The 13198-nt window shown below is 41.1% G+C and carries 14 protein-coding genes and 1 pseudogene; 8 read left to right on the top strand and 7 right to left on the bottom strand.

What is annotated here, in order from left to right:
• Positions 1-69: 69 nt before the first annotated feature.
• The 5 genes from L2096_RS06405 to L2096_RS06385 all read left to right on the top strand — a co-directional run bounded on the left by L2096_RS06405 (position 70) and on the right by L2096_RS06385 (position 3930).
• Positions 70-900: an AraC family transcriptional regulator gene (locus tag L2096_RS06405; RefSeq protein WP_151746217.1), complete on the top strand. Its 831-nt coding sequence runs from the start codon at positions 70-72 to the stop codon at positions 898-900.
• 73 nt (positions 901-973) lie between these two features.
• Positions 974-1687, top strand: a complete 714-nt coding sequence (locus L2096_RS06400) for an AzlC family ABC transporter permease (RefSeq protein ID WP_250365082.1) — start codon at positions 974-976, stop codon at positions 1685-1687.
• A complete protein-coding gene (locus L2096_RS06395; RefSeq protein ID WP_004937233.1) occupies positions 1684-1998 on the top strand; it encodes an AzlD domain-containing protein in 315 nt (104 codons plus the stop codon). Before L2096_RS06400 ends, L2096_RS06395 begins: the two co-directional genes overlap by 4 nt.
• 349 nt (positions 1999-2347) lie before the next feature.
• Entirely contained in the window at positions 2348-3403 is a 1056-nt protein-coding gene (locus L2096_RS06390) for a linear amide C-N hydrolase (RefSeq protein WP_250365081.1), read from the top strand.
• A 38-nt stretch (positions 3404-3441) separates the two neighbouring features.
• The gene (locus L2096_RS06385; RefSeq protein WP_025095180.1) at positions 3442-3930 is read left to right on the top strand and encodes a hypothetical protein; all 489 of its coding nucleotides are present in this window, start codon (positions 3442-3444) and stop codon (positions 3928-3930) included.
• A gap of 51 nt (positions 3931-3981) precedes the next feature.
• On the opposite strand, the gene aroC is transcribed toward L2096_RS06385, so the two are convergent.
• From aroC to tkt, 5 genes and pseudogenes are all read right to left on the bottom strand, one after another.
• Complete coding sequence (gene aroC / locus L2096_RS06380) at positions 3982-5073, bottom strand: chorismate synthase (RefSeq protein ID WP_004947003.1); 1092 nt, start codon at positions 5071-5073, stop codon at positions 3982-3984.
• Positions 5074-5085: 12 nt separating this feature from the next.
• Positions 5086-6096, bottom strand: a complete 1011-nt coding sequence (prmB, locus tag L2096_RS06375; RefSeq protein WP_004937225.1) for a 50S ribosomal protein L3 N(5)-glutamine methyltransferase — start codon at positions 6094-6096, stop codon at positions 5086-5088.
• Positions 6097-6294: 198 nt separating this feature from the next.
• Positions 6295-6484, bottom strand: a pseudogene (locus L2096_RS06370) (oxidoreductase); the annotation flags it as partial.
• Between the two features lie 130 nt (positions 6485-6614).
• Positions 6615-7196 carry a YceI family protein gene (locus L2096_RS06365; protein WP_250365080.1) on the bottom strand — a complete coding sequence of 194 codons (582 nt, stop codon included), beginning with the start codon at positions 7194-7196 and terminating at the stop codon, positions 6615-6617.
• 296 nt (positions 7197-7492) lie between these two features.
• Positions 7493-9475 carry a transketolase gene (tkt, locus tag L2096_RS06360; protein ID WP_119025780.1) on the bottom strand — a complete coding sequence of 661 codons (1983 nt, stop codon included), beginning with the start codon at positions 9473-9475 and terminating at the stop codon, positions 7493-7495.
• 530 nt (positions 9476-10005) lie between these two features.
• On the opposite strand from tkt, the gene metK reads away from it, so the two are divergent.
• Positions 10006-11172 (top strand): methionine adenosyltransferase, encoded by a 1167-nt coding sequence (gene metK / locus L2096_RS06355; RefSeq protein ID WP_004937219.1) that lies wholly within the window; start codon positions 10006-10008, stop codon positions 11170-11172.
• A 66-nt stretch (positions 11173-11238) separates the two neighbouring features.
• Here the strand turns inward: metK and L2096_RS06350 are convergent, their stop codons facing one another.
• Positions 11239-11490, bottom strand: coding sequence for a hypothetical protein (locus L2096_RS06350; protein WP_004937217.1), 252 nt, complete (start codon positions 11488-11490; stop codon positions 11239-11241).
• A gap of 232 nt (positions 11491-11722) precedes the next feature.
• Between L2096_RS06350 and L2096_RS06345 the strand changes: the two genes are divergently transcribed.
• Positions 11723-11914, top strand: coding sequence for a hypothetical protein (locus L2096_RS06345; RefSeq protein ID WP_048763061.1), 192 nt, complete (start codon positions 11723-11725; stop codon positions 11912-11914).
• A 37-nt stretch (positions 11915-11951) separates the two neighbouring features.
• Here the strand turns inward: L2096_RS06345 and L2096_RS06340 are convergent, their stop codons facing one another.
• Positions 11952-12521, bottom strand: coding sequence for an FxsA family protein (locus tag L2096_RS06340; protein ID WP_025095185.1), 570 nt, complete (start codon positions 12519-12521; stop codon positions 11952-11954).
• A 126-nt stretch (positions 12522-12647) separates the two neighbouring features.
• Between L2096_RS06340 and ruvC the strand changes: the two genes are divergently transcribed.
• Complete coding sequence (gene ruvC, locus L2096_RS06335; RefSeq protein ID WP_025095186.1) at positions 12648-13193, top strand: crossover junction endodeoxyribonuclease RuvC; 546 nt, start codon at positions 12648-12650, stop codon at positions 13191-13193.
• The last annotated feature ends 5 nt before the right edge of the window (positions 13194-13198 follow it).

Here is a 13198-nt window from a genome sequence, read left to right as displayed (position 1 = left end):
CAATTTTGTTCTATAAACCACCATCACGTTTTATCATTCTCTACAGCATGCGTTACAGGTAAGTTTATTATGTCCCGAAGACCGCGTGAACAGGTTCATTATCTGCATCTTAAGGAGTTAGGTGGATTAGAAATGCTGAGCGCACAATACTATCAGCAAACATTTTCTCGTCATGTTCATGAAGGCTTTTGTATTGGTGTAATTGAAGAAGGTGCGCAGCGTTTTTTCCGTACTGGTGCTCACCATGTTGCACCCAAAGGCGATATTATTTTAGTCAATCCAGATGAAATTCATACAGGTTCTTCGGCTGTTGAAACTGGTTGGCGCTATCGAGCAATTTATCCAACCCCTGAACTATTGAGCCGTCTTACTCAGGATTTGGTTTCTACCCAGCGTTTCATTCCTTGGTTTACGCATGCTGTGGTTCATGATGAAGGTCTTGCCCAGCAGCTCAGATTATTATTTGATCTTCTTGAGCAGCCACAGAATATTTTACTTAAAGAAACACTTTTTCTATCTACCATGGCTTGGTTGACTACACGCTATAGTCAAACAAAGCCGTCATTATTGAGCTTAAGTGATGCCAAAAGCAAAATACTTACAATCAAAGAAATGATCGCAACACATCCCGAACATGATTTTTCACTGGGTGAACTCGCAGGCTTTGCACATTTAAGCCAGTGGCATTTTTTAAGACAATTTAAAAAACATGTAGGTTTTTCTCCGCATGCGTGGCTTGTTCAATGTCGTATTATGAAAGCACAAAAATTATTACGTGAAGATTTGACGATTTCAGATGTCTCGCAACGTTGCGGTTTTTCAGATCAAAGTCATTTCACGCGACATTTTAAAAATGCACTCGGCATCACACCCGGCGGTTATATTCGAAGTTTAAAATAAGCAAGTTTATGCAATTAAGATCAATTTTAGGTGGCTAAAATCGTACTGTTATTTTGAGATATAAAATCCAATCATGATGAATAATGTAATATCGAATTATTTTAACTTGGCCCATATACGTGATTTAGTTACGGGCGCCTTAAAAATTACTCCCTTGTGCATTGCTGTTTTGCCATGGGGATTACTGGCCGGTTCGATGGCGATTCAGGCTGGACTTTCCCCTGCTCAAGCCATCGGGATGTCTGCTTTTGTATTTGCTGGTGCAGCTCAGTTGGTTTCACTTGGTATGATCATGGCGGGCGCTCCACTCATTAGTATTTTTTTGTCTGTATTTCTGATCACCTCACAACATTACCTATACGCGCTCAACTTACGTTCATCTGTGAAAAATGAATCTTTCGGCAAACGTGTATTATTTGGATTTGTTTTAACCGATGAACTCTTTGCAATCAGTAGCACTCAACCACACTATAACTACTACCGTGTCCTACTCGGTGCAGGAATCTGGTTTTATCTCTGCTGGCTTGTGTTTAGTTTTTTTGGTGTGCTACTGACCTCATCATTTTCACAACTTGAACACATGCATCTGGATTTTTCTATTGTTGCAACGTTTATAGCCATTATTGTGCCTCTCATTCAAAACCGACATGCTCTGATCGGGGTGATCACCACGCTTGTTCTGACAGCACTAAGCCTATATTTAAATATCTTGATGGGTGGATTAATTGCTGCACTGATTGGGATGTGCGTAGCGGCATGGTCTGAATCTAAGGAGAAAAAAGAATGACATGGACATTTATGCTTTTACTGGCGGGAATTGTCTTTTTAAATCGTTATATTTTTTTAGAACCTCGTTTTCCGATCAAAATTCCCGACTGGCTTAATCGTGCCTTGCGCTATTCTGCACCTTGCATTCTTTCATCGATTTGCGTTCCGATTATTCTGATGGATAATCATGTCTTTCGAGAGCACATTATAAACCCCTACTTTATTGCCACATTGATTACCATATTGGTTGCCTATGTTATTCGACATACGCTAGCCACAATCTGTATAAGCCTGAGCAGTTTTTATCTTCTGGTGTATTTAATGGCCTGATTTGATTTTAGTTAAAACGCTGACTTGAGCGTATGTTTTTCCGTGTCGGTTTGTTCAATATTCTCATCATATCGAATCAATGAGGAGGATGCGCAAGATGTGTAGCTTATCCGACATGCTAATACAGGCTAAATTTTAGTGACAAATATCATAGTCGATGGCCAATAAGTTGAACTCATTCAGCCCAAGTGAATTAAAAACTTACTTTTTGTAATTAAACTCGTTTTTATTGCCTAAATCGAGTACATTCAGGACAACAGACTGCGTAATTAAACGCAGATCGTACATTAAATTTTAATTGAAAATTAACGCATTCTAAAAATTATAGTTTGAATTAAAGGACAAAATTATGTTTAAGCACATACTTTTGAGTTCTGTTATTGCATCTTCGACCTTTCTTTTATCTTACACTGCTCAGGCGTGTACTCGTGTGGTATATCAAGGTAACAATCAGAATATTCTCACTGCCCGATCCATGGATTGGAAAAGTGATGTAGGTACCAATCTGTGGATTCTACCTAGCGGTATCAAACGCAGTGGCAATTCAGGTAAAAACTCCATCCAGTGGACGTCTAAATACGGAAGCGTTGTTGCTACTGGTTATGATGTTGCAACCACAGACGGTGTCAACGAAGCAGGACTCAACGCCAATCTATTGTGGCTGGTGGAATCACAATATCCAGACGAAAAAACCTCGAACAAGCCTAAATTAACCATTGCCGCGTGGGCACAGTATGCGCTCGATAATTTTGCAACCGTAAATGAAGCGGTTATAGCTTTAGAAAAAGAGCCGTTTATTATTGTCAGTGATGCAGTTCCTGGAGAACAAAGACTAACCACCTTACATTTGTCACTTTCCGATGTCACGGGCGACAGCGCTATTGTTGAATATATTAATGGCAAGCAAGTGATTCATCACAGTAAGACTTATCAGGTGATGACCAACTCCCCTATTTTTGAAGAGCAGCTTGCCTTAAATGAATATTGGAAAAAAATAGGGGGTACAACATTTTTACCGGGAACTAACCGCGCAGCTGACCGATTTGCTCGGGCATCGTTTTATATCAATGCCATTCCCAAAACTGAAGATCCAAAAGCCAGTCTTGCTTCTGTATTTGGCGTGATTCGAAACGTATCTGTTCCTTATGGCTTAAATACTGAAGAAGAACCTAATATTTCATCGACCCGATGGCGAACAGTGGTTGACCATAAACATAAAATGTACTTTTTTGAATCAGCTCTTTCACCCAATATTTTTTGGATAGATTTAAAAAAGATTAACTTTAAAGATGGTATAACAAAGAAACTGGATTTAGGAAAAAATCAGGAAAATGTCTATGCGGGAGATGCAACCAGTCAGTTTAAAGCATCAACCCCATTTCATTTTTTAGGTAAAGACGATTAAGTCGAAAGTTTCTCAAAATTGGATGAACGAGGAAAAACATGAAAAGAATTTTTGGGTGGTGTACAGCACTCTTTTTATTGCATGGTTGTGCAACTGTTCCTCAAGATACGGCTCCACCGGATGATGTGGCAACGGCGGGACTGCTTTTGTGTCAACCGACCGAACAGTGCCCAATTATGAGTGCACGCTGGAATCCGGAAAATAAGAGCCAATTAAGAATCGATGTTCGCCTCAATAGCTCGTATTTGTATTACGACATCAAAAAGGTGACTTTTATTGTTGATGGTAAACATTTATCTTACAAACCCAAACAGCCTACCGTCTTACGTTATGTGAATCGTTTAGAGCCTAGACGTTCGAGTAACTATATTGTGGTACCAAGTAGCTTTTTATCTGAATTTAAAAACGCAAAATCGATTGAAGTACAAATCAATACCGATCATGGCCCAATCAAACGTGCCATGTATAAAGATGGACAACAATCAAGCGCCTATAAAAACTTTATCGAAGTGTATAACAAGTCATAAAAAAACACCTCACGCCATCGATGGTGTGAGGTGTTTTTTAAAAATAGCGTCTTAAGGCGCTATTGGCTCAAAAGGCGGAATCACATCTGCATTTTGTGCACGATGGCGCATAAAATGATCCATCAACACAATCGCAAGCATTGCTTCTGCAATTGGCGTTGCCCGAACCCCGACACACGGATCATGGCGACCTTTGGTTAAAACATCGATATTTTCACGATCGATATTAATGGTTTTACCCGGCGTAGTGATACTCGCAGTTGGCTTCAAGGCAATCGCAACGCGAATATCCTGACCGCTTGAAATTCCGCCTAAAATACCCCCTGCATGATTCGCCAAGAATCCATCAGCGCTCAACTCATCACGGGTTTCATGCCCAAACTGGCCAGCGACAGCAAAACCATCGCCAATTTCAACTCCTTTTACTGCATTAATGCTCATCATCGCATGTGCAATATCGGCATCGAGTCGATCAAATACAGGTTCACCCCAACCAACTGGAACATTTTCCGCTACGATTTCGAGTTTGGCGCCACAACTTGTACCTTGTTCACGTAAAGAGGTAACTAAAGCTTCAAAACGTGGAACGGCATCAACATCACCACAAAAAAATGGATTTTGAGAAACTTCATTCCAGTCGAGTTTTTCTGTTACTTCAGTTCCGATTTGTGTTACGTGCCCGCGAATGACAATACCAAACTTCTCTGCAAGAAACTTTTTCGCAATCGCGCCAGCAGCGACACGCATGGCCGTTTCACGTGCGCTTGAGCGTCCGCCACCGCGATAATCGCGAAAACCATACTTTTGCGTGTAGGTATAATCGGCATGTCCAGGACGGAAAGTTTGCGCAATATTGCCGTAATCTTTCGACTTTTGATCCGTATTTTCAATGTACAGACCAATCGATGTGCCCGTAGTTTTACCTTCAAACACACCCGAAATAATTTTAACCTGATCGGGCTCTTTGCGCTGTGTTGCAAACTTTGAGGTACCCGGTTTACGTCGATCAAGATCCTGCTGTAAATCCGCTTCAGAAAGTTCAAGACCCGGCGGAACACCATCTACAATTGCCATCAAGCCGACGCCATGCGATTCCCCACAGGTGGTGACTCGAAACAGCTGCCCAATACTATTCCCTGCCATAACGTTTCTTCCTTATCCCTCTAATGATGCTTGAAATAATTTCTGATGACGACGGCACTGTTCAGCAGTCAATGCAAAGATTCCCGAACCACCTTTTTGGAATGTCAACCAGTGGAAATCGACCGTATTAAAGTTTTGACGCATCGCCCACTCAGAATTACCCACCTCAATCACAATCAGACCATTTTCGCTTAAGTAATCAGCCGCTTGAGCGAGCATTTTACGCACCAAATCTAGTCCATCCTGACCTGCTGCCAAAGCCAGTTCAGGCTCATGTAAAAACTCTTCTGGCAAGTCAGCCATATCTTCAGCGTCAACATAAGGCGGGTTGCTGACAATCAAATCGTACTGATTTTCGGCAGGAATTTTTGCGAAAAGATCCGACTCCATAAGTGCAATTTGATATTGCTTATTGTGATGTTCAACGTTCAGCGCAGCCACTTCAAGTGCTTCTTTTGAAATATCTGTTGCATCTACTTCTGCATCTGGATAAGCATAACCCAATGCAACCGCGATACATCCTGAACCTGTACACATATCTAGAATTCGGTGCGGTGTTTTTGGCGCAGCATTTTCCGGCAGATTGTTTTGTGCCTCTCGCATTTGACCATTTTCATCAAGGCAATACGGCGCAAAACGTTGTTCGATCAGCTCTGCTACCGGCGAGCGAGGAATCAAAACACGCTCATCGACATAAAACGGTTTGTTGGCAAAATAAGCAAGATTGAGCAAATATGACGTTGGCGTACGCTCATTGATACGGCGTTCGAGTAAACTCAAAAATTCGGCTTTTTCACTTGGCAGCAATTTGGCATCTAGAATTTCTGAGTCTGCCGCCCATTCAAGTGACAACGTTTGCAATACCAATGCTGAGCTTTCAGCAAAATAATCTTCTGTCCCTTGTCCTAAATGAGCATCATATTGACGTAATGCAGTCACACCAAAACGAATAAAATCACGAATTGTGCTTAAACTTTCTGCTGCTTCCTGTAAATGTTCAGGGCTGATTGTCGGTCGCTCCACTCAGGGATCTCCAAAAGGTTGTTATGCAAAACGCGTTATCATACCTTGTTTTGTCAAGCTTTATAAGATCAAGATGGTATGCATTTAAAGGAACTGTGATCACGAGGTGCGATCATGTCATTCAAATCATTCTGTGTTAAAGATTCAAAAGCCCATTCATCATGAGTAGGCTTTTATTTTTTGTAAAACTAAATAGCATTAAAAATCTCGTTGTGTTGGACGTAGCACAATTTCATTGATATCGACATCTTTAGGTTGTTCAATTGCATAGGCAATTACACGTGCAACACTGTCGGAAGGAATTGCCATTTTATAAAAACTCTTTTAGAGGTTCTGCGCTTTGCTCATCGGAACTTCCAAATCTTCGCTTACTTTTAATTGCATACGGACAGAAAACCTAATGCCTGCTACAGAAGGGAGATTGATAACACAATCAAATCTTTACAAGTTCAAATTTAATCACAATAAAAAAAGAGATGCCTCAGCATCTCTTTTTGAATGATTTATTGTGTCATTACTTATTTTTTAGCAGCAGTTGCTTCAGTGGTGATGTTGACTGTGATCTTATCTCCCACATTCGGCACATAATTACCGATACCGAATTCTGAGCGGTTAAACGAAGTGGTTGCATTAAAGCCAATCGCTGGAACTTTTGCCATTGGGTGCTCACCTTGTTTATTAAGTACAGCATCAAGCACCACAGGTTTGGTAATGCCTTTAACGGTTAAATTACCTGTAATTTTGAAGTGTTTTTTGTCTTTGGTTTCAACTTTAGTACTTTTGAAGGTAATGTTTGGATACTTGGCTGCATTAAACCAGCCTTCTTGCTGGAATTCTTTATCTAGAGCTGGCACATTGGTGTTTACGCTACTGACTGGAATCGTCACGTCTACCGATGAGTTTGCAGGTTTAGCGTTATCGACTTTAATGACACCTTGGATGTCACTGAAGTTCGCACTTGGTGTTGAAAAACCAAAATGGTTCCAGCTAAATACGGTTGCTGTATGCGTTGGATCAATTTTATAATCTACTGGCGCTGCAAGTGCGAATGTACTGCTGATCGCAACCGCCAAACCTAAAGATAATGATTGAAGTTTCATTCGATGTTTTCCTTTTAAATCATGTTATTTAGTCTATACATTCAACAATTTAAATCATTCTGATTTATAAAACGATATGTTGCATGGATGAAACACCACACTTTAAATTTAATTTTTCTTAATAATTTTGAATTTTATTTATTTAAATTATACATTTAGAGGATGTAATAAAAGTTGCTCTAAAGAATTTATCTTATTTTAAAAGACAAAAAGCTACATTATTGATTCAATCGATCACAATTACAGGCAAAAAAAAGCCCTTGCAAACAAGGGCCTTTCTTTTAAAGCGCTAAAACTTAGTAGCTTTGTACCGCTTCAATTACAGCTTGGCTAGTAATACCAAAGTGCTGGAACAAATCTTTTGCAGGTGCAGATTCACCATAAGTGGTCATTCCGATCACTTTACCGTCTAGACCTACGAACTTCCACCAGTAATCGACATGCGCCGCTTCAACCGCAACACGAGCACGAATGCTCGCAGGCAATACCGCTTCACGATATGCTGCATCTTGAGTCATGAACAACTCTGCACAAGGCATAGATACCACACGAACGCCTTCAAGCTGTGCGTAGGCATCCATCGCGATAGATACTTCAGAACCTGTAGCAATAATAATCGCTTTCAATTCGCCTTTTTCTTGTGCCAATACATAACCGCCTTTCGCAGCATCTTGAATTTGTGCTTCAGTACGTGACTGGAATGGCAAGTTTTGACGAGACAAGATCAATGCGGTTGGACCATCTTTACGCTCAAGCGCAGATTTCCATGCAATTGCTGTTTCAACTGTATCAGCAGGACGCCATGTATTGAGGTTTGGCGTACCACGAAGAGACGCGATTTGCTCGATTGGCTGATGTGTTGGACCATCTTCACCCAAACCAATTGAATCGTGGGTATATACATGAATCACACGTTGCTTCATTAATGCAGACATACGTACAGCATTACGCGCGTATTCCATAAACATCAGGAACGTTGCAACATAAGGAACAAAACCACCGTGCAGCGCAACACCGTTAGCAATGGCTGTCATACCGAATTCACGTACGCCATAGTAAACGTAGTTTCCTGCCGGGTTGTCCTGCACACCTTCACACCCTTTCCAAAGTGTCAGGTTAGAACCTGCCAAATCTGCTGAACCGCCTAGCATTTCTGGCAATAACGGACCAAACGCTTGTAAGGTGTTCTGGCTCGCTTTACGGGTTGCAATTGTTTCTGCTTTCTCATTCACCTGCGCAATAAATGCATCGGCTTGTGCAGTAAAGTCTGCTGGCAAGTCACCATTTACACGGCGCAATAATTCTGCTGCTTCAGTTGGATATTTTGCTTGATACGCGGCAAATACATCATTCCATGCAGCTTCAGAAGTTTGACCTTTTTCATTGGCATTCCAAGCGGCATAAATATCTTGCGGAATAACAAATGCTTCATCGCTCCAACCCAGTGCTTCACGGGTAAGTTTGATTTCTTCTGCACCCAATGGCGCACCGTGACAGTCTTCTTTACCTTGCTTGTTTGGAGAACCTAAACCAATAATTGTCTTACAGATAATTAAAGTTGGTTTAGTAGTTTCTGCTTTTGCTTCAATCGTTGCCTGACGAATTGCAGCGGCATCATGACCATCTACACGAAGAACTTGCCAACCGTAAGCCTTAAAACGTTGCTCAGTATCATCACTGAACCAACCTTCAACCTCACCATCAATCGAGATGCCATTATCATCATAGTAAGCAATGAGTTTGCCTAGACCTAATGTACCCGCCAATGAACACACTTCATGTGAAATGCCTTCCATCAAACAGCCATCGCCCAAGAAGCAATAAGTGAAATGATCAACGACTGTTAAGTCGTCTTTATTGAACTGAGCGGCTAGTGTTTTTTCAGCCAGTGCGAAACCAACAGCATTTGCAATGCCCTGACCTAAAGGACCTGTTGTTGTTTCGATACCTGGTGCATAACCATATTCTGGGTGACCCGGTGTTTTTGAATGAAGCTGACGGAACTGTTTTAGATCGTCAATTGAAAGATCATAACCAGTTAAATGCAACAAAGCATAATGCAGCATTGATCCATGACCGTTAGAAAGTACAAAACGGTCACGGTTGGCCCATTGCGGGTTTGCTGGATTATGGTTTAAAAATTCACGCCACACCACATCAGCAATATCTGCCATCCCCATTGGTGCACCAGGATGCCCTGAGTTTGCTTGTTGCACAGCATCCATAGCCAATACACGAATTGCGTTTGCAATACGACGTTCGTTTAAAGGGGTCGTCATAGGTCAGTATCCAAATTAAAGCTGATAAGGAAGAAGAAATGAATCAGAATTCAAACTGTGAGTATTGTCTTAAAAAAAACTGAATGGGTAAAGCCTAGAGTGACGTTTCATGTTTGTTTTTTTGAATTCAGGCACAAAATGTTTAAAAATTAACTGATTCTCGATGATTTTTAAATTGCTCAAATCTGATGAACAAATCTAAAGGCAATAAATTTAAACACTCAATCTTGTTGAAAGTGAATTTGATTCATCTTTATATACGTCTTTGTTAGCTTCAATCAGTTATAGAGTTTTCGATTTAATACACTTCGGTGAAAAGAATCGGATGATTTCACATAAATTTCATCTGAGATTGATTATTGTATAACTGAAACTTAGACAAAACACTATGCTTTATAAGTTCTATTGATATAAATTAAAATTTATATGAATTGAAATAAATTCATTGATTTTAGTCAGCTTAAGCTAGTCCTGAAGTCTAAGTCGATGTAACATATCCCGTCTTTTGAATTAACTGTGATAGGACTTTCATGCGCGAGTACGCTGTTTTTACTTCGGAATCTGTAAGCGAAGGTCATCCCGATAAAATGGCAGATCAGATCAGTGATGCTATTTTGGATGCGATCTTAAAAGAAGACCCATACGCACGGGTTGCTTGTGAAACACTCGTAAAAACAGGTGCTGTGGTTCTGGCTGGTGAAATTACCACAACAGCGAATGTTGATTTTGAAGCGATCGTTCGTCAAACCGTAAACGGTATTGGCTACCATCACTCTGATCTCGGATTTGATGGTTCAACCTGTGCGGTCATTAACATGATCGGCAAGCAATCACCTGAAATTGCACAAGGTGTAGATCGTCAGAAACCTGAAGATCAAGGCGCTGGCGACCAAGGTTTGATGTTTGGTTATGCAAGCCGTGAAACTGACGTGCTTATGCCTGCACCAATCTCTTATGCGCACCGCTTAATGGAACGTCAAGCCGAGCTTCGTCGCTCTGGTGTTTTGCCATGGTTACGACCAGATGCAAAAAGCCAAGTCACATTCGCTTATGAAAATGGCAAACCTGTTCGCTTGGATGCGGTCGTTTTATCGACTCAACACGATCCTGAAATTTCTCAAGCACAGCTAAAAGAAGCCATTATTGAAGAAATTATCAAGCCAGTTATTCCAGCAGACATGTTCCATGCCGCAACTAAATTCCACATTAATCCAACGGGATTGTTTGTGATTGGTGGCCCAGTGGGTGACTGTGGCTTAACAGGTCGTAAAATCATTGTAGATACTTACGGCGGTATGGCACGTCACGGTGGTGGTGCATTCTCTGGTAAAGATCCATCGAAAGTTGACCGTTCTGCTGCTTATGCAGGGCGCTATGTGGCAAAAAATATTGTTGCAGCTGGCTTGGCAGACAAATGTGAAATTCAGGTGAGCTACGCGATTGGTGTGGCTGAGCCAACTTCGATTTCAATCAATACGTTTAATACTGGAAAAGTAGATGACGAATTGATCGTGGCCTTGGTGCGCGAACACTTCGACCTTCGTCCATTTGGTATTACCCGTATGCTTAACCTGCTTCAACCGATGTATAAGCAAACTGCTGCTTACGGCCATTTTGGTCGCGAAGGATCAGATACTGCCTTTACTTGGGAAAAAACAGATAAAGTACAAGTGCTCAAAGATGCATCTGGCCTTTAATTGCTAAGCAATTGATTAAAAAAATGTCCGACACAAGTCGGACATTTTTTTGGTTTTAATTACGCGTTATTGATTCGATTTAGTCGGTTTATCATGATTAAAAATATCCAGCAAAGTATGCTGATTGGGTGTGTCATCTTGCGCCTCAACATAGAAATGAAAGGTTTTAACCACCATCACTACGGCTAGACAACCCACTAAGCAAAATACCCACCACCCGTAAGGACTACGGATATGATGCGAACCACAGTGAGGACATTCTTTGTCTGTTGATGCAACGACCTTGTCACAACACGCACAACGATATTGATACAGCATGGGCTTCCCCCTGTCTTAGTGCTGATTTATTTTTCTAGTTTCGTTTGCATAATTAAGAACCAAATATGGATCTTTAATTGCATACTATGACAATGTGTACGATATTTCAACAGCAAACCATTTCAATCAAATGACTTAATAGTGCCAAAATTGTTACATTTTTGGCACGGCTAGTGAAAAAAAGTTTCAACTGTTAAAATGTGAAATGTCATGCAGCAATTAACCTCATCATATGGCTCAACTTATTAACAAAGGTGGTTTCCGTGAGCGCGCGAACCGCAGCCGTGGATATCAGCAGTCTGAAAATCGCCAAACTGCGCTCCTTCCCAACAAATATCAACCCAATCACGGTACTGAAGCTTCTGGTCTCACATTAGATCAAGAGACTTCTGATAAAACTGATGACAATAAAAAAGCTGAATGAAAATATCATTCAGCTTTTTTTCAACTCAGAAAATCGTTTATTTCTGATCTTTGTGCTCGATTTGTTTCTGATCTGGCTTCACTTCGCGCGCTTCACCATCAATTACATTTGAATCTTGAAATGGAGATCCACCACCCTGCTGATTCTGCATATTTTGCATTTGACGCATGAGATCTTCAAATGGGTTTTGGCCATTTGCTCCGCCAGCACCTCCCATCATGCCACCCATCATTTTGTTCATCATGGCTTCTTGACGCTTAGCGAGCGTTTTCATTAAGGCATTACGGAAGAATGTTTGTACCCCTGGAATTAAAATCAATAATGCTAAAATATCGGAAATCACACCTGGTATCATTAGTAAAAAGCCAGCCATCGCCGTTGCAAGTTTCTTGCTGACCGCTGGATCGTTACCAAGCTGACCTGACATCTGCATTTGTTGTAGTTGTGGCATGATGGTGGATGCACTTGAACGTAACATGTTCAAACCAATGAAAAAAGCGATAATAAACCAGAAAAACACGTACCAGCCGCTTATGAATTGAGCAATGCCAATCCATACAGCAATTTCCAGAATCGCGCCAAGAACAACAATAAGAAGTAAATTCATTTAAAACTATGTCTATCTCAAAAAATTAAAGGTTTTATGCAGTATCAAGACCGACTCAAAGAGAATCAAGCTTTTTTCATGCGCTTATGTAAAAATATGGGCATTATTTTATTTTTAAAGTCTTTTATGCCATTAATCATCGGAATTGATCCAGGTTCGCGTTTAACCGGTTATGGAATCATTGAAAAAAATGGAAATGACCTACGTTTTATCGATGCCGGTACGATTCGCACCGAAACCCAAGGAATGCCAGAGCGATTAAAACGAATTTTTGCTGGCGTTGAACGCATTGTAAAGTTTCATGGCCCAACCGAAGCTGCGGTTGAGCAAGTATTTATGGCACAAAACCCTGATTCTGCTTTAAAACTCGGTCAAGCACGCGGCGCTGCGATTGCTGCATTGGTCAATTTAGATTTAGACGTGGCTGAATATACCGCACGTCAGATCAAACAATCGGTGGTTGGATATGGCGCAGCCGACAAAGAGCAAGTGCAAATGATGGTCATGCGTATTTTGAGCTTAACCATCAAACCACAGGCAGATGCTGCGGATGCCTTGGCTGCTGCAATTTGCCATGCCCATGCATCGGGCAATATGAGTAAATTTGCAGTGCTCAATGCACTTGGCGGTATGGCCAGAGGCCGCAGCAGATACAGTAGCCGGCGTCGTTAAAATGA

This window comes from Acinetobacter sp. ACZLY 512, from assembly GCF_023614015.1.
Taxonomy (GTDB): domain Bacteria; phylum Pseudomonadota; class Gammaproteobacteria; order Pseudomonadales; family Moraxellaceae; genus Acinetobacter; species Acinetobacter soli.
The sequence above is the reverse complement of the archived record's forward strand: the minus strand, read 5'-3'. Positions and strand labels throughout refer to the sequence as shown.